The following is an 18,303-nucleotide window of genomic DNA, read 5'->3' on the forward strand; positions in this document are numbered from 1 at the left end:
AGGTTGGCTTGTCAAGCCATTTTTGGCACAAATTAGCTGGCTTAATACCGATAAAAAAATGGCGAATATCTCTATCCGCCACGTACAGATTTATACTAAAAATAGAAAAAATTAACTTAATTTGGGCATTACCTCTAAAATTACGGTTATCACCTATGACCATCATCACAATCATTTATACTTTTCATCAGCACACCTAACAAATTTTTATGCATCCCAAATTTCACACTTAGCACGTAGTCCACAATTTAAGTTAGGTCTAAATTTGTTTTATTAGATGATGAAATTTAAAATATAGGTCTATTACAAAGATACAATTAAGTGGGGTACTGAACCGTGCAACAAGAGAAATAATTACTTGGTGATGCACTTTGAGATAATTTTCTTCAAGATTTTATTAAATTTCGAATACTTAAGTGATGAACGCAACTAACTTCTGTTCAAATTTCGCCTACCTCTTATTTTTTTAATATCTCTATTAAAAAAATTAATACTTAGCTACCTGGCATCCATTTATTCCAAAATAAAGAATGACATAATTTATATTAATTACAATAGTTTATGATAGGACAGATACCAAATAAAATTGCGTGGCTGCTGGCATAAAGATTGCTAACTTCTTAAGCAGGGATTTTAAAGGATGCGAAATAATTTGGATTTTTCGCCTTTGAACTATTCGTAACAATAGCAATTTAGGGATTGCAGGCATTATTTATAAAATTATTAGGAGAAAGATTGACCAGTGGGATGTCAAATAGGACCGTCTGTTTATTTTATCAGCTCTGTAATTCCAATTAATGTGGAAATCATATAATCTCATGGATGTTTTAGTTGCAAAAGGCGCGTTTCTTCTTCTGACAATATACGCACTAGTTTTTGTTTTGAATATCTTAAAGGATTTGGTGAAGAAGAGATTTAAGGCCGAAAAAATTGAGACACGAAAAATTCTAATGAAAGAAAGACTGTCTTTGAGAAATCAAAAGGGATTCACTCTAATCGAGTTAACTTCTGTTATGATCATAATGGGTGTAATGAGCTCGGTGGCTATAAAAAAAGTTGATTTTATAACAGATACTGCGAGTTCACAAGCTTTGGCTATATCTGTGAAGGAACTTAATGTTAGGGAAAGTATGGCTTGGTCTAACATGAAAATATCAAATGATGGGTATACAACAGATGCGGATGTCTTTGCCGCTTTAGACAAGGATCTGGGTGCAAAATTTAAATGGAATCCAGGACCGACAATCGATGGTGGAACGCTTCACTGTGAATCGGAATCGATTGTTCTTAATCGAATCCATTCTACAACCTCAGCTGCAGGTAAATGGGAATAATTTTCCGTTATTCGTATATTTGGTTACTCAATCCACACCTTGGCTGAATTTTAGACTGACGTTATTTGATAAATATTATAAAGGCCAATATTGTTTATATTAGCGAAAGAAACCACTCAAAAAAGGCGATACTTCAAGACCGGCTTCAGGTTTTAATATTTTTTGATGCCGGTTTTTTATTAGTTAAATTCAAGATCCAATCTGGAAACTTAAGAATTGCCAAATGAAATATGAAAAAAAATTAGCGGAATTACAATGACTCGATTCAGGCACGAAATCTATATTTCGAAAAGGTTTGAAAAATTGAATATTTGTGGTTGAAAATTAAAATGGAAAAAACTGCCATTGAGAAGGTTCTATAACACTATCAAAGCCATTTTAGCTCTGCGCCGAAATAAACATCAATTTGACCGAATTTCGCTTTTGCTAATTTTTCCATCCTTTTTTTGATTGATCGTATAAGCTATCTCTATTGTGATTGCATTTAATGTTTCTTTACCTCATTGAAAGAAAAAATTCGTAGAACTTTCAGATGATATAGCAAAAGCGTTGTCACGCATCAAAATGATCTGTTTTACAAAGACAACAACTGATTCAAACAATATTTTATGTGCTTTTGAGCGATATCTATCTCGTCGATCCATCCTTGATCTGGAGTTGAATTTGGATCCACTGAAATACGCTTTGAAGCTTCAAATATTGCTGGTAAATAAAATTCTTGTTCAACATTACCGATTTGTTTTTGACCTGCTCTTATGGAACTTTGTTTTAAATCTGAATGAAGGCGCTTTTTCAAATCCTTTAAAATTGACTGGGCTTTTTTTTCGTCAGTACTGCGAAGCGGTAGATTTCCCTCAACCAATAATAGTATCTGTTCCATCATATCACTGTATAATCGCAATCTATTTAAACATTCATATTTATTAAAGCCTATCTTTTTCATAGCATGTCAGTTACTTTCAGAGTTTGACGAGACAACACCCACTAATGAATAAGTATACGTCCAAATTAAGTTTTCATTTTAACAGTTTTATCTCCAAAATCATGCGTCTTCCTACTGCTCTCTTTATTATAATGAATTACTAAAGTATGCTTTCCCACGGTTATAATATCATTATGGTTTAAATTAGCTCTCGAAATCTTTTCATCATTGAGGAATGTGCCGTTTGTACTGTTTAGATCCTCGAGAGCATATTGATCTTTTTGCTCTATAAGCCTTGCATGCTGTTTAGAAACCGTAAGGTTATCGATTTGAATATCAGTATTAGGGCTTCGACCAATAATTATTTCAGGCTTTTCTGTTTCGATTTTTTTTAGGACTCTATCTTTAAAACTTAATTCTAATTTTATCATTGCGAACTTCTATACCCATAAAAAATTAGTGCATCTTTTGCTGGATCAACCCATCAGTGCAAATTGTATTTTGTCACGCCAATCGTAAATCTTCCTTTATAGGTAATTTATCATGTTTTGTCGTGATTTGCGAGTTTGAATAACCATACCATCTTTGTGTTTGCCGGGTACCCGATTTTTTAAATTGTACATTCGGTGCAATTATTTAAACATTGGACTTTGCAATCCACATTTTTGCTGAATTGTAGCGGCTATGAAGTGACAACTGCTAATTATTGCATATATCTTTTAAAAACCTTGAATATTTTCAAATATCAAACTGCAGCTTTCTATAACACTTTTAAACTTTAAGAGATTTCTGGAAAAGTGCGAAAATCATATCGTCAATGGAATTCTAACTTGCTTCGCAATTCGCCGAATTCAAATGGGGACGATGTCATTAATGTGACTTAATCCTAAGGCGATTTTACTTGACTGCCACATTCATTTGATTCATATCTGAATCACTTTTCCCTTCCCGCTTTGACGGTCTTCCAATTAAGCGATTGAAATAAAATAACTTTATTATTTCTTTAATTGTTGGTTCAAATTTTGCTCTTCCTTTTCTTGAACAAACAAAAAGGAATTCAAATGACAGATTGGGACGAAAAAACAGATATCATCGTTATTGGCAGCGGTTTAGCCGGGCTGGCTGCCGCCATTGAAGCCGCTCAGACCGGCGCTGCGGTTATCGTCATTGAAAAAATGAAAGTGATCGGCGGCAACACACGCATCTCTGACGGGGGTTTAGCGGCACCTGGCAACTACCTGCAAAAGGAACACGGAATAGCGGATTCAGCGGAATTGTTTTATGATGACATGCTGCGCGCGGGTTTGGGCCTGAATCATCCGCACCTCGTCAGAATCGTGGCTGAACGAGCGGCAGAAACCATCGAGTGGACCCGCCAGAAGCTGGGTGTCCAATACCTGGACCGACTCGACCGCTTCGGGGGACATTCTGCGGCCCGCTGCCTGACCACGAAGGGTCATGTGGGAGCGGACATTATCAAAGCCCAAACAGCCAAACTAAAGGAACTGGGTGTCGACATCCGCACCCGCTGCCTGCTGAAAAACTTCATTGTCGATCGTGACGGAACAACCGTATGCGGTATTAACATCCAGGCCAATTACCAGTTTCCCGATGAAAACAGCGGAACTGCAAAAAATATGGGTGCCAATCGCGCCATCATTTTGGCCACGGGTGGGTTTGGCAACGATTTGTCATTTTGCCGGCTCCAGCAACCGGGGTTGGACGAAACGATTCAATCAACCAACCACCGGGGAGCGTCCTCAGAAGGAATGGTGGCCGCTTTGCGTATCGGGGCCCTTCCGGTACATCTGTCCTGGATCCAAATGGGGCCATGGGGGTGCCCGGATGAAAAGGGATACGGCAAAGGGGCCCGTTTTGCTTCTTACAGCGTTTTCCCGGCGGGTATTCTGATCGATCCGGCCACCGGCAGCCGTTTTGTCAATGAATGGGGCGATCGCCGCCACCGGACTGAAGCCATGTTGCGCGCCGGTCATGCCTGTATTGGCATCGTTGACAGCAACGGCGCTGAAAAGGATCCGGCAAGCCTCAGGGATTGTCTCAAACGCGGCAAGGTCAAGGGCTTTGAGAATTTAGCGGACCTTTCGGACGCCTTTGGGATGCCATCTGCGCCATTGAGCAAAACGTTCAATGATTACAACAATGCGATTGCAGCCGGCCAACCGGACGTGTTCGGCAAGCCCCTGGGCCCGGATACCCCGCCATTGGAAAAACCGCCCTTTTATGCCATGCGGCTGTGGCCGAAACTGCATTACACACCGGGCGGCATCGGCATTAATTCCAAGGCCCAGGTAATTAATCTTAAGGGCCAGCCGATTCCGCGGCTGTTTGCCGCCGGCGAAGTCAGCGGTGGCATTCACGGCGCCAGTCGTTTGGGTAGCTGCTCCCTGACCGAATGCCTCGTATTTGGGCGAATTGCGGGCCAATCGGCCGCTGCTACCAAACAACGGACTTAAAGACGCCCTTTACAGAGGCCAAAACGAGTTGGTGTACATCAAATTTAGAATAGCGAGTCGATTAAACCACCTGAGAGATTATTGGTATTGGAGGATTTGAGGTCATCATGAAAGAAAAAGCAAAAACAGCATGTTTATGCAAAAAAATGGGATGCTGGCGCGGCGATGACAAAGGGATTCCATCCTATTGTCAGGCCAACCATTATCTTAAAGAAATCGAAAGGGCCGATAAAGCCTATGCGGCGCCGGAGGTGGTCGATATTTACAGCGCCGCATGCGTTGTCGGCAAAAAAAATGACGGTTACCGGCCGCGAATCGAGGAGGCGCTGGATTTCGTCAAGGAAATGAAGTTTTCAAAAGTGGGATTCGCTGCCTGTGTTGCTTTTGGCGCGGAGCTGGCTTTAATCCGGCGGCTGTTTGAGAAAGACGGCATTGAGGTTTTTAGTGCCGGTTGCCAGATCGGCCGGAGCTCTGCCACCGATCGGGGATTGCCGCATTTAGAAGCATATCCGGACAACTCAACCTGCCATCCCATTGCCCAGGCCGAAATTCTGAACAAAGTAAAAACCCAAATAAACTTTATTATCGGGCTATGCATGGGACACGACATTTTATTCACCCGCTATTCCAAGGCGCCGGTATCCACATTGATTGTTAAGGATCGACTGCTGGGGAACAACCCGGCTGCAGCGATCTACGGCTGGCATGCACGCAGGTCGCTGTTTAAAATCCGTCGCAGTGATGATGAAATCGTTTGACAGATGAGTCGCTGCGATGCGTTTGCTTGATTCATATCTGCATCGCTGCCCGTCCAGCTCTATCCAATATTTTATATAACTATATGAAATCTCATCTTTTTATTTTTATACCGATTGTTGGCTCAAATTTTGCTCTTCATTCTTTTTTGGCAGATCGATTCGTATCATCATAAATTCGGAGGAGGATTTTTATGATTTACAAAGCCAATAAGGGACAAACCAGTTACGGAGAGGCGATCGGCATCATTCTGATGGAAAGCTTCATGCCGTTTCCACCCGGCTGCCCTGGAAATGCCACAACCTTTTCTTTTCCGGTCAGATATGCCAACGTCAAAGGCGCCAATATGGAAAAATTGGTCTATCAAGGTGACCCGGAACTGCTGCAGCCGTTCATCGATGCCGGTTGGGATCTGGTCAACGAAGGTGTCAAGGCGATTACCGGTAACTGCGGATTTATGATTCTCTATCATGACGTGATGGCCAGGGAATTTCCGGTTCCGGTGTTTATGTCCAGTCTATTGCAGCTGCCGTTTATCTCTCGCATGCTCAAGCCCGGTGAGAAGATTGGCATCATTACCGCCAGCGCTAAAACCTTAACGCCCAAACATTTGCAGATCGCCACCAACGGTGCTGATATCCCGCTGGCCATCGCCGGTATGGAAGAACAAAAGCATTTTTATGATGCAATTCATGCCGAAGCCGGCGAACTCGACTTTGATGCCGTTGAAGCGGAAGTCGTTCAGGTGACCCAAAACCTGATCGAAAAGGAAGACAACATCAAAGCCATATTACTTGAATGTACCGATCTTCCGCCCTACGCGGCTGCCACTCAGGAAGCGGTGGGTCTGCCCGTTTTTGATTTTACGACCATGATCAATTATGTATATTCGGGCCTCGTCCGCAGGAGGTTCGAAGGATACTGCTAAGCTAATACCTGTAAAAAAACATCAAACCTATAAGGTCTTCAAAAAAGCAAACCGTGTAAAGGAGGACTCCATGTCTGACAAAGTCTACCAAAAAAAAGCATTCATCGGGGGTGAATGGGTCGAATCGGAAAGCGGCGAGCGTTTCGAAGTCCACTATCCAGGCGATGGCAGCGTGATCGGTACAGTACCGGCCTGCACCCGCAACGACGCCCAGAAAGCCATCGATGCGGCCATTGAAGGGCAAAAAGCCCTGGCAAAACTATCACTGGTCAAACGAATCGAACTGCTGCACAAAGCCACCGAGTTGGCCAAGAAGAGAGATGAAGAATCATCCCGTCTCACCTGTCTGGAATCCGGCAAGCCCATTCAGCAGGCCGTCTGGGAGGGAAGCACCATTGATGGGTATAGCTGGAGCAACTTTCATGTGGCGGCCGCCAATATTAAATCGCACCGCGGCAAGACCCTGCCCAATGTGACTGAAGATTCCAACAATAAACGTCTAATCCATATTTTCGAACCGGTGGGGGTGGTAGTCAATATTTCAACCTTCAGCTATCCGTCTGAAATGCCCAATTGTACCATTCCCTATGCCCTGGCGGTGGGCAATAGTGTGATTGTAAAACCGTCGTCCGGATCGCCATTCAGCAGTATTATTATTGCAGAGGTTCTTGAAGAAGCCGGCTTTCCCCCGGGCAGCATCAACGTGTTGACCGGCGCCGGCGAAGAAGTCGGCGTCGAACTGTGCTCAAATTCCGGCACCCAGGCCATCGGCCTGTTCGGCCAGGAGCCCACCGGCGAAAAAGTGGCAAAGACTGCGGCTATGAAAAAGCTGTTGTTTGCCATCGTGTCCAATAACCCGTTGATCGTCATGGATGATGCCAACATCGAAGCCGCTGTGGAAGCCGCCGTGGGGGGATGCTATGCGCATAACGGACAGTCGCCGATATCCACCCGCAGAATATTGCTCCACAAAGATGTCCATCAGGATTTTGTCAACCGCTTTGTCGAAAGGACCCAGGCGCTCAATTTGGCGGACCCGCTGGATGAAAAAGCGGATGTCGGGCCCGTACACAACAGCAAGGTGCTTGAAGTCGCCCTGGCCCACCTGGAGGATGCCCGTCAAAAAGGCGGCAAGTTCTTAACCGGTGGCAACAATCCCAAAGGGCTGTATCTGGAGCCCACCATTATTGACGAGGCCACCGGCGACATGCTCGTCACCCAGGAACCCACACCGGGACCGATCGCGCCGATCATGACGTTTGACAACATCGATCAGGCCGTGGAGCTGGCCAATTCAACCCGGTTCGGATTTCAGATCGGCGCGTTTACCAGCGGTCTGGCAAATGCCTATCATCTGGCCGAAAACATCCAGGCTGGAAGCGTGTATATCAACGAAGCCACCAATTGCTGGGATGAAATGGCGCCTTTCGGGGGGGTTAAGAAAAGCGGCATCGGCCGCATGCTGTCGGATTGGACCTTCGATGAATTGAGCCAGATCAAAATGATTTTATTTGATCTGGGTAAAGTAAAACAATAACCCCAGGTCTTTATCAAAAAAGGCGTCAATATTAGGCAACCGCAATGGTTTTGTACAAAGGAGATGTCAATGGGTTACATGCGTGGTGGAACCATTTTACGAATCGACCTGAGCTCGGGCTCAATCGCCAGAGAACCAACCGCTGAGTACGAACGCTTGTGGATCGGCGCACGAGGATTAAATTCCCGAATTCTGTATAACGAAACCGGCCCGGAGGTCGATCCGCTGGATCCGGCGAATGTGCTGATGTTGAGCCTTGGCCCATTCACCGGCACCATGGTGCCCGGCTCCGGCCGGGTGGAGGTCGCTGCAAAATCGCCTGTCAACGGTATTCAGGGCATGGGCAACATGGGCGGCTACTGGGGGCCTGAATTAAAATATGCGGGCTATGACAGCATCGTTCTAAACGGCAAAGCGCAGCGTCCGGTTTACATTGCCATTCATAATGATGAGGTCACAATAAAAGACGCCACACATCTTTGGGGCATGGACACCTATCAAACCCAGGACGCCATCCGACAGGAACTGGGTGATCCCGAGGTTGAAGTCGTTTGTATCGGGCCGGCCGGCGAACGGATGATCCCTTATGCCTCCATTCATAATCGCCTTGGCAATGCCGCCGGGCGGACCGGCATGGGGTGTGTCATGGGCTCTAAAAATCTGAAGGCCATTGCCGTGCGGGGAACCAAGGGCGTGGCCATCGCAGAGCCCGAGCGATTTTTTGAACTGTGCCTGGAGGCCTTACAGGTCCAAAAACCCCAGCTGGGAATGGCCAAAACCATCGATCTGGCCGACAACGATCCTCCGTCGTGGGGGCTGACGCTGGGAAACTATGAGGCTACCGAATGGGAAAAACAAAAGGAACTCAAAGACGGACATAAACCTTTCTGGGAAAATCATAAAAACCGCCAGGGAGAAGGCATCACCGGATGCTTCAACTGCCAGGTGCGCTGCATGGATTACTATGAGCTTCCTGAATGGGGCCCGCTGGTGGCCAGCTGCAACCTGTATGCATCAACCACCTGGGTCATGAAAGATCCGGATATGAAGTCCTGGTATGGGTTTGTGTCCAAATGTCAGCGCCAGGGAATCGATTCCACCTCGGTTTCGCGCATGATTGCCTGGGCCATGGAGCTCTACGAACAGGGCAAGATTACCGCAAAAGATACGGATGGCATTCAGCTTAACTGGGGAGATCAGGATGCCATCAGCCAGATGGTCGACAAGATCATCAAGCAAGAAGGCTTTGGTGAGGTGCTGGCCAGCAATCCGGCCGAAGCCGCCCAAAAAATCGGCGGTGACGTGGAAGAAGCCTTGCAGATAAAGGGCCTGCCGCTGGGGGGCACCAACGTGATGAATTTCCGAGCCCGCACAATCGGTGCGGTGGTCAATCCCAGAGGCGGCGATGAATATCGCGCCCGGGTCGGGTCCTTCGACAATCTCGGCAGCGGTAAAGACGCCGGCATGACCGGCATGTCCAACCCGGACAGCTGGGAGGCCAAATCCGCCATGGCCATCATCGACGCGGCCCTGGAAAAAAAGAAACAGGCCGGGGAAGAACCGGTGATTGGCCAGTTTGATTATGAAGCCCGGGGGGCGCTGGCCGCATTGGGCCAAAAAATCTCAACCATCAGCGATACCCTGGGGCAGTGCAAGTGGAACACCATATTTCTGAATATCGGCATCAGCATCGAATTCCAGGCCAATGCCCTTTCGGCCGGAGAAGGCCGGGAGACCAACATCGAAGAGCTCCTGGAAGCAGCAGCGCGCATTTCCTGCCAGGAAAGGGCCTATGCCGTGCGCGAGGGGATGACCAAAGATGCGGACACTCTGCCTAAAAAATTGCTCAATTATTCGATGGCAGGCACCTATCCGGAAGACCAGGTCACGCCAGAAGATCTGGAACAAATGAAAAAGGATTATTATCAGGCCATGGGCTGGGATGTTAAAACCGGTATTCCAACCCTTGCGACCCTGCGGGCACTCAACTTGGAAGATGTGGCATCTGATTTGATCAAGCAAGGGAAACTGAAGTCTGAATAAATGTAGATGGAACTAAAAACTGAAATTAAGCAAACAGCCAAAGAAGCTGGATTTCAATTCTGCGGCGTTTCAGACCTTAAGAAAGTGGAAAAGGTCGATTTTCCTCCCGGCCGGGGGCTCAAAAAGCCATCGGCAGTGATGCCGCAGGCCAGGTCTTTGATTGTGCTGGGATATGTCGTCTGGGATGAATCTTTAAATGTTGAAGCTGTCAAGGACAATTCCTCCGAATATATCTGCCTTTACTATGAAATAATGGAGTCGCGTGCCTGGCGCTTCATTCAGCGGCTAAGAGAGAAGAAAAATTTTAATGCGCTGCCGACACAGTCCATTCACATAAAACCGGCCGCCATGCTGGCAGGTCTTGGCTTCATCGGCCACAACACCCAGGTCATCACACCGGAATACGGTGGACGGGCGCGCTGGATCGGGGTTCTCACGGATATTGAGATTGAGCCGGATGAACCTTTCAAGCGTGATCTTTGCGCCGAGCAGCCGCTTTGCCAGAAAAGGTCCCGCTGCGTGCTGGCCTGCCCGTACAAGGCGATCATACCCGGTCCGTCACAGGGTGTTCCACCGGGCGAAAAGGTCAAATACGATCGCTGTGTCGTAACGCATAAGCGCGATGAGGTTCTTGATCAAAAGTGGGAAAAATTTATCCGGCGCATCTCAGACAATGGGTTTATGGCCTGCACCCGATGTAATCTGGCTTGTCCGTATGGTAAAACTGTTGAATAAAAATAGGATCACAAGAGGATTCAAAGTCAGTTCAGATAAATTTTAATTCAAACCTGTCTCAAAAATAGTAGATCAAGCTCAAGGGTCCGCCTCCGGCTGATTAGATGCATTTTTGAGATAGGTTTTAGAATGGAGACAGATAAATGGGAAACGTAATCGTTATCTACCCCGAAAAGTGCAGCGGATGCCAGATGTGCGAGGTCAGCTGCTCTCTGAGAAATATGAAAGAATGCAATCCGGAACGATCGCGGATTCGGGCCATCAAATCCGAAGAAAACGGACAATATCAGTTCATCCCGTCCACCTGCATGCAGTGTGAAACAGCGATGTGCGAGCTGGTCTGCCCGGTAAATGCCATCAGCCGCGACCCGCAAACAGGCGCCCGCATCATCAGTGAAAAAAAATGTATCGGCTGCAGCTCCTGCAGCTATGCCTGCCCTTTCGGGGCCTGTTTCGTCGACCGCAATCTAGGCAAATCCATTGTCTGCAACCAGTGCGATGGCGACCCGACCTGTGTCAAGGTATGCCCGTCCGGTGCGCTTGAATATGTCAATACCGAGCAGGTCAATATCAGTCTCAAACGCGCTGCGGCCCAGCGTATTTTATACGCCAGAGAATTGATTCAAGAATTACCCGTACCGCAGCAGCAGCAGGACCTTCCGGGCAAGGAGCTGTGCTAGGCTTATATTTCACAATAATGTTATTAAAGTTGGGTAGCCCATTTGAGTTGAGCTTTCTAAGGTGTCAGGGAACTTAGGACTAAAAGCTGAAAGCAACCAAAATATATGGCCGTTATGCCGACTGAGTAGCAAAGGCTCGACATTGGCCACCGAAGACCTGACACCTGACACCCGAAACCTGAACACTTATGGTGAACCCAGAACCCTGCTCGCCGCGGCGAAGCTTGCTAAAGCGAAGCCGGGAACCTCTGAACCTTATCTGGAAATAAGGAGGCAGCTATGGTCTGGCAGGGAGATACCTACGAAGACATATGCCGGAATTTCAAATGGGAGTTTCCGGAATTTTTCAACATTGGTGTCGATATCTGTGACAAATGGGCTGATGATAAAAACCGCGTAGCACTTATCTATCTCGATGAAAATGACGTCGAGCACAAAATCACCTACTGGGAATTAAAAAACGCCTCCAATCGACTCGCCAATGCACTGCGGGTATGGGGTGTCGAGCGCGAGGATCGCATCGGCATACTGATGGCGCCCGCCCCGGAGACGTTGATTTCCCATATTGCCGTTTACAAACTGGGCGCCATCCTGGTGCCCATGATTCAACTATTCGGCCCCCTCGCCATCGAATACCGTCTTAAAAACAGCGGCGCCAGAGGCGTGATTGTTGACCGCAAAAATCTGCCGAAGATATTAGAGATTAAAGATCGTCTTCCAGATCTGAAACTGATTGTCGCCGTGGATGCGCAAAAGGATAAAGATAAGGATATCTTAGACTTTGAGGAAACCTTAGAAAAGGGCAGCCGCTATTTTACACCGGTAGCCACCAAACCGGATGATCCGGCTTTAATTATTTATACTTCAGGAACCACAGGCCCGCCCAAAGGCGCACTTCACGGCCATCGGCTGATGATTGCCGAAGCCACCAATACCGGTTTTTCTCTGGACTTGTTTCCCCAGAAAGGTGATTTGCTGTGGACCCATTGTGACTGGGCTTATATCGCAGGGTCGTTTACCGCCCTGTATCCAACCATGCATTACGGGCATGCCATCGTAGAATACGCCAAAACTGGCAGATTTGACGCCGAAAAGGCTTTTACCGTCATTTCTAAATATGGCGTCACGGCCATATTTGCCATTGCCACAGCCTTTCGCATAATGATGCATGCGGTCAAAAACCCCAAAGAGCGTTTTGATCTGGATGAACTCAGATCCATCACTGTGGGCGGTGAGAACATGGGCAAAGATCTGTATGAATGGGGCCAAAAGGCACTTGGGGTTAAATTCAACGAAAATTACGGCATGACCGAATGCGATTTTATGGTTGCCAATTGTTCAAGAATAATGGACGTCCACCCGGGTTCCATGGGCCGCGCTATTCCCGGCCATATTGTCGAAGTCATCGATGAGCAGGGCAATGTCCAGCCACCCGACACGTACGGTGAATTTGCGATCAAGCGACCGGATCCGAGCATCTTTCTCGGATACTGGGGCGATCCGGAAGCCACCGAGAATCGATTTATCGGTGATTGGTTCCGCACCGGAGATTACGGCACCAAAGATGAAAGCGGTTATTTTTGGTTTACCGGCCGCAAGGATTACGTCATTGAAAGCGGCGGCTACCGCATCGGACCCGGCGAAGTCGAGGATGCGCTGGTCAAGCATGCGGCCGTCAAACTTGCCTCCGTTATCGGGGTGCCGGATGAAATCCGGGGTGAAATCGTAAAAGCCTTTATTGTGCCCGAGCCGGATGTGACGATAGACAAAGCGCTCGAGGAAGACATCAAACAGCACGTCAAAGGCCGGTTGGAGGCCCACGCCTATCCGCGCGAAATCGAATTTCTGGCGGAGATGCCGATGACCGACACCGGCAAGATCATGAAAAATGAGCTGTTGAAACTGGATGAGAAACGTCGGGCCAAGGCAAAGGCATAAGGAGGGTGGTAATGAAGACACAATTAATCCAAAGTCACGTTGAAGATTGTATCGGGTGGATCGCGCTCAACAACACCCGACGCAAAAATGCCCTTCATAACACCATGTATGAAGCGATACTGCAACTGCTCGACGACTATGAAAAAGATGAACAGGTCAGAACTATTGTGATTAAAGGCAATGAGGGTAATTTTTCAGCGGGCTATGATCTGACCCAGGGATTACCGGATCCGTATCGCGATTTTGTCAAAGATCTTTCCAGCGCCACAGCCAAACGACTCTGGTATTGCAAGAAGCCAACCATATCCATGGTCGAAGGCTACTGCCTGGGGGGCGGTTTTGAACTGGCGATGGGGTCTGATCTGGTCTACGCGGCCGAGGATGCGGCCCTGGGGGAGCCGGAAATCGACTTTTTTTTTACACCCGATTACAACAGCATTCCCTGTCTGTCGTTGGCCAGAAAAGCCAAAGAGATGATCCTGCTGGGCAGCGTCATCAGCGGCACGGAGGCGGCGGCCGTCGGGTTGGTGAACAAGGCGTTTCCAGATGAGCAACTGCAATCAGAAGTGGTAAAAACCTGCCATCGGATTGCGAGTCTGCCGTCAGAGACGGTAGCAGTGGCCAAAGTCGGTCTGAACGGTGCTTTAGATGCGCAGGGATTTAAAAATGCCATTGAGTATGGCGAGGAGATTTCGATTTACAACGGATTGCTGAGTAAAACCAATCCCAATTGCCAATTGTTTTACAAAACGGCAAAGGAAAAGGGCCTTAAAGAAGCCATCAAATTGGTCCGGGATTATACCCAATCAGGGCAAAAAGATTGGAAAAAGGAGTAAAGCAGTTTCAAAATTACCTTGCCTCTAAATTGCGGCTTTTGTAAAGCGCTAAGCTTGTTCCGCGAAATCTTGAAAACTCGGGCTTATGCCCTCAAACAGTTCAAGATTTAACGCTCCACCTCACTAAGCGCTTTTTGACAAAAGTCCGCAATACTGGCGACAAAGTAATTTTGAAACTGCTTTATTTGAAGAGAGAAAATGAGGAAAATGCGGCGTGATTGGTGAATTTTTAGCTTTTGCGGAAGGCCCCCTGCTGTGGATTGTGTTTATTCTGTTCGGTATGGGTCTAATTTTGAGAACGGTTTTTTTTGTGCTCAGCATCTTGCGCCCACACCGATCTTTAGAGCGGCGCCCTATCTTTGATGCGCGCCCTTTTCTAATTGCTCGCCTGTTGCTCCCGTTCCACAATGCCTTTGTGAAAAAGCCATTGTATACCCTGCTGCGCTACGGTTTTCACCTCTGTCTTTTCGTTATACCCATCTGGCTGGCCGGCCATGTCAGCCTCTGGGAGGAGTCCCGCTTCGAATGGTATTGGGCGCCGCTGCCCGACAACTGGGCCGATGGACTGACATTGTTCGTATTGGCGGCCTGCAGCTATTTTCTGGTGCGCCGAATCATTCTGGGCATCAAGCGCAAAAACGCCTCCACTAAAGATGTTCTGTTTATCATCTTGACGGCCCTGCCCTTTTTAACCGGCTATTTTTACACCCACGGCAATTTAGACCATATCCCGTTTTTCGAAACCTACATGTGGTATTTTCATGTCTTGAGCGCTGAGGCCATGTTGCTGATGATCGTTATCCTGTTCTTGCGAACCCGCTTAACGGCCGATCGATGCACCGGATGCGCGGCCTGTGAACTCAATTGCCCCACCGGAACACTGGAAGCAGCAGACAGCCATCAACAGCGGGTGTTCAGCTATTCTCACTACCAATGCATTGCTTGCGGGACCTGTGTGGAGGTCTGCCCGGAGAATGCCGCCGAATTGCGGCATGAAATCAATTTCGCTCACCTATATCGAATTTTTGCCAAACGCCCGATCCGGTCTGTTGAGCTGTCAACCTGCGAAAGCTGCGGTGTCCTAATCGCACCCCAGCCGCAGATGCAGAAACTGCAGGATGTGGCGGCCGCCTATGAGATTGAAGGCGAAATGCTAAATTGCTGCAGCCGCTGCAAAAAAATCGCAGCTCAACAAAGCCATCTATTCCCCCAGAGCTGGCAGCTGCCGGTTGATCGTCAACCGCAAGACAGCCAGCCGGTTAAATGATTTAACGTCATTTCAACCCCTCCTTTCTACCGGTGTACGGTGTTTTTGAAGCGCTCATTTTGCAATAGTGACTACAAAGCGGTTTTTTGATTAGCCTTCGTCTATGGCCACAGCGGGATGAGTCAACGACCACGCGCACAGCGGGTGGCTTGGTTGACTTTTGTTAAGACCTTGTTTATGTTCAGCATCGAATCGGTTCTGTTTCGGTTTTCATGATGACAAACACTTTGCTGCGCGCAGATGCACAATTCTTATGAAAATACCCCTGCAAGAATTTGCCTATCAAAAATGCCAGGAGCTCATCGGATCCGGTGAACTCATTCCGGGTAAGCTCTATAGTGAATCGGCAATGTCCAAGCAGTTGGGCATTTCCAGAACGCCGTTGAGAACGGCTCTGCAGCAACTTGAAAAAGAAGGGTTGATCATCAGGCTCCCGCAGCGGGGTTTTTATGTCTATGAATTTAAGGAAAAAGATATTGAGGAGCTATTTGCCATCCGCAAAGCCATAGAAGGCTACGCCGTTGAGCACATCGCCAAGACCCGGGCCGAGGCGGATTTAAAAAAGGCCAGGCAACATCTGTCCGCGCAAGAAGACGCCCGCCAATCCGATGATTATTCGATCTTTATTCGGGAGGATCGAAAATTTCATGAAAACCTGGTCAAGGCTTTAGATAACAAGCGCCTGGTCATGATCTATTCCGACTTGCGGCAGTCCATTGAGTTGATCGGCTTGAAGCGCTTCAAGATGAACAGCCAGCGCAATCAATCTATTAGCGAGCATAAAGCCATCATGAAGGCCATCGAAAACGGCGATCCTTTAACCGCCCGCGAAGCAGTGTACAATCATCTGGACATGGCAATGATATCGCTGAAGAAGTATCTCAAATCCATTGACCAGCTTTAAAGCCTCTTCTTAAAGGCATTCATTTAATCCCAGGCTCTTTAGTTTGTCGGGGCTGGGAATACCATTGGAACCCCATCCGCGAATGTCATAGTATTCAGCCAACATGGTATCCAACTGGGGTATGTTCTTGCCTGCCGGCCCCGCACCCCGCGTCGTCTTCAGGAAGCGGTCAGGCAAGGTATCATCTTTGGCGCTGATGCCTAAGCGCACGCCGATCATGCGCTGCAAGTTAAAAATGCGCTCCCCCGTCTGATAAAATTCAGCCAGCTCCACATCCCAACCGGTGGCAATGTTTAGGAAATCCAGATATGAAGGCGGCTGCAGCGGCGGGCGCCCAAAACAGTCGGTGCTGTTGGTGAACAAACACAGGGTTAGTGAATTCAGCAGACAAATAAAATCCTGTGCTTTGGCCGTCAATTTACCCTGCCCCTCCACTTGATAGGGGCTAAGGCGTTCGGTGGCCACCCAGTGGGAAATATCGGCTCCATCCAGGTCTTCTTTGACGGAGTAATCGTAATAGATCGACGTAAACCCGGACATGTGGCTGGCACCGAAGGTGGAGGTCGCATTCTCAAGGGCAGCGCCGTTGTAGGCCCGGGGGTCATGCGCGGCAATTTCAAGCCCCTTGCCCTGCATTGCAAAGCGCTCTGCGCCGGCACCGATGGTTTTGGCCGCCTGGCGGGTTCCTTCCGCCAGGATGTCGGCCAACTGCCCGTCGCGGAAAGCGATCTTTTTGACCAGCGCCAGCATGGCTTCGGCATTACCCCAGCTCAGATCAAGACCTTCCAGCATTTCGGCTTTGATGAGCCCGGCCTCAGCGCATTCGATGGCAAAGGCCAGGGTTGCCCCCAGCGAAATAGAGTCAAGGCCGTACTGATTGCAGTAATCATAGGCCAGATGAACAGCGTCATAGTCTGCAATCAGACATTGGGTGCCGATGGGACATAACGCTTCCCAGACCGTATGCCGTTTGCCTTGCGGGTTCAGCCGGGACTCCACGCAACTGGTGCGGCACCCGAAACAAAAATCATATTTAGCGCTTTCCGACAGTACGTCGACAATGGTGTCATCGACTTCTTTGAACTCCCCGGCGGCCCAGTTTTTAATGGGGGCCCGTCCCATCTGCCAGAGGCTGTCCCAAAGCTCTCTGCCTTTTGTTCGGCGGATCTCATGGGTAATTTTTCCCTTGGGAAAATAGTGTTCAACGCTGGCCTTCAAGGCTTTTTTATCGGCAACCTTTACCGCACCTGAACTGCAAACCGCGACCCCTTTGAGCTTTTTATACCCCATCAGGGCACCAAACCCGCAGCGGGCCGCCGCCCGGCCCCGTTTGCCGTCATTCATCACACATGCAAATTTAACCAGGTTTTCACCGGCTTGACCAATGGCGGCCGTACTGAGTTTACTGCCTTCCAGTTCCTTGAGCGCATCCTCGAATTCATAGCAGTCCATGCCCCAAAACGGTTCAGCGTCTCTGAGCTCAACGCGATCTGCTGAGATAAACAGATATTGGGGCGCACGGGCCTGCCCCCGTATAACAACGCCGTGATAGCCAGCGGATCGCAGTCGAAAGGCCCAGTGCCCGCCGGAATGCGCTTCACCGTATATACCGGTCAACGGCGACAGCCCCGCCACAATATGCCGGCCGCCATAGGGAACTGCGCCGGTCAAAGGGCCGGTCATGAAGATCAGCGGATTTTCGCCGGATAACGCCGGGGTTTCAGCGGAGGTTTCATGCCAGATGATCTTGGCTGCCAATCCGGCACCGCCCAGATATTTGCGGGCCACATCGGCTTTGACATAAACGGTCTCGATAGCGCCGTTGTCCAGGTCAACGATAAGCAAGCGGTGTGAAAATCCCTCACCCGGCTTCTCTGCATAAATTTGCTCTTGCGGTTTTGCTGCCATGGTTATTTCTCCTATTCGAAAGGCGACATTCAATAAGTAAA

General features: G+C 48.4%; 15 protein-coding genes. 12 read left to right on the forward strand and 3 right to left on the reverse strand.

What is annotated here, in order from left to right; all coding sequences use genetic code 11:
- The first annotated feature begins 818 nt into the window (after positions 1-818).
- Positions 819-1,334: a prepilin-type N-terminal cleavage/methylation domain-containing protein gene (locus QNJ26_13545; protein MDJ0986560.1), complete on the forward strand. Its 516-nt coding sequence runs from the start codon at positions 819-821 to the stop codon at positions 1,332-1,334.
- Positions 1,335-1,908: 574 nt separating this feature from the next.
- Here the strand turns inward: QNJ26_13545 and QNJ26_13550 are convergent.
- Both QNJ26_13550 and QNJ26_13555 read right to left on the reverse strand, forming a co-directional pair.
- On the reverse strand, positions 1,909-2,277 hold the full coding sequence (locus tag QNJ26_13550) for a hypothetical protein (protein MDJ0986561.1): 369 nt from the start codon (positions 2,275-2,277) through the stop codon (positions 1,909-1,911).
- Between the two features lie 65 nt (positions 2,278-2,342).
- The gene (locus QNJ26_13555; protein ID MDJ0986562.1) at positions 2,343-2,687 is read right to left on the reverse strand and encodes an FHA domain-containing protein; all 345 of its coding nucleotides are present in this window, start codon (positions 2,685-2,687) and stop codon (positions 2,343-2,345) included.
- A gap of 630 nt (positions 2,688-3,317) precedes the next feature.
- On the opposite strand from QNJ26_13555, the gene QNJ26_13560 reads away from it, so the two are divergent.
- The 11 genes from QNJ26_13560 to QNJ26_13610 all read left to right on the forward strand — a co-directional run bounded on the left by QNJ26_13560 (position 3,318) and on the right by QNJ26_13610 (position 16,354).
- The gene (locus tag QNJ26_13560; GenBank protein ID MDJ0986563.1) at positions 3,318-4,730 is read left to right on the forward strand and encodes a flavocytochrome c; all 1,413 of its coding nucleotides are present in this window, start codon (positions 3,318-3,320) and stop codon (positions 4,728-4,730) included.
- 107 nt (positions 4,731-4,837) lie between these two features.
- Complete coding sequence (locus QNJ26_13565) at positions 4,838-5,488, forward strand: DUF1847 domain-containing protein (protein ID MDJ0986564.1); 651 nt, start codon at positions 4,838-4,840, stop codon at positions 5,486-5,488.
- A 191-nt stretch (positions 5,489-5,679) separates the two neighbouring features.
- On the forward strand, positions 5,680-6,414 hold the full coding sequence (locus QNJ26_13570) for an aspartate/glutamate racemase family protein (protein ID MDJ0986565.1): 735 nt from the start codon (positions 5,680-5,682) through the stop codon (positions 6,412-6,414).
- A 70-nt stretch (positions 6,415-6,484) separates the two neighbouring features.
- Positions 6,485-7,951 carry an aldehyde dehydrogenase family protein gene (locus QNJ26_13575; GenBank protein ID MDJ0986566.1) on the forward strand — a complete coding sequence of 489 codons (1,467 nt, stop codon included), beginning with the start codon at positions 6,485-6,487 and terminating at the stop codon, positions 7,949-7,951.
- Positions 7,952-8,020: 69 nt separating this feature from the next.
- Positions 8,021-9,994 (forward strand): aldehyde ferredoxin oxidoreductase N-terminal domain-containing protein, encoded by a 1,974-nt coding sequence (locus QNJ26_13580; GenBank protein MDJ0986567.1) that lies wholly within the window; start codon positions 8,021-8,023, stop codon positions 9,992-9,994.
- Between the two features lie 6 nt (positions 9,995-10,000).
- On the forward strand, positions 10,001-10,729 hold the full coding sequence (locus tag QNJ26_13585; GenBank protein MDJ0986568.1) for a hypothetical protein: 729 nt from the start codon (positions 10,001-10,003) through the stop codon (positions 10,727-10,729).
- Between the two features lie 143 nt (positions 10,730-10,872).
- Positions 10,873-11,409, forward strand: a complete 537-nt coding sequence (locus tag QNJ26_13590; GenBank protein ID MDJ0986569.1) for a 4Fe-4S dicluster domain-containing protein — start codon at positions 10,873-10,875, stop codon at positions 11,407-11,409.
- A 279-nt stretch (positions 11,410-11,688) separates the two neighbouring features.
- The gene (locus tag QNJ26_13595) at positions 11,689-13,347 is read left to right on the forward strand and encodes an AMP-binding protein (protein MDJ0986570.1); all 1,659 of its coding nucleotides are present in this window, start codon (positions 11,689-11,691) and stop codon (positions 13,345-13,347) included.
- Between the two features lie 11 nt (positions 13,348-13,358).
- Positions 13,359-14,183, forward strand: a complete 825-nt coding sequence (locus QNJ26_13600) for an enoyl-CoA hydratase/isomerase family protein (GenBank protein MDJ0986571.1) — start codon at positions 13,359-13,361, stop codon at positions 14,181-14,183.
- Positions 14,184-14,397: 214 nt separating this feature from the next.
- Complete coding sequence (locus QNJ26_13605; GenBank protein ID MDJ0986572.1) at positions 14,398-15,450, forward strand: 4Fe-4S dicluster domain-containing protein; 1,053 nt, start codon at positions 14,398-14,400, stop codon at positions 15,448-15,450.
- Between the two features lie 253 nt (positions 15,451-15,703).
- Positions 15,704-16,354 (forward strand): GntR family transcriptional regulator, encoded by a 651-nt coding sequence (locus QNJ26_13610; protein MDJ0986573.1) that lies wholly within the window; start codon positions 15,704-15,706, stop codon positions 16,352-16,354.
- A gap of 9 nt (positions 16,355-16,363) precedes the next feature.
- Here QNJ26_13610 and QNJ26_13615 read toward each other — a convergent pair whose 3' ends face one another.
- A complete protein-coding gene (locus tag QNJ26_13615) occupies positions 16,364-18,262 on the reverse strand; it encodes an aldehyde ferredoxin oxidoreductase family protein (protein MDJ0986574.1) in 1,899 nt (632 codons plus the stop codon).
- Positions 18,263-18,303 lie beyond the last annotated feature (41 nt).

Source organism: Desulfobacterales bacterium (genome assembly GCA_030066985.1).
GTDB lineage: Bacteria > Desulfobacterota > Desulfobacteria > Desulfobacterales > JAHEIW01 > JAHEIW01.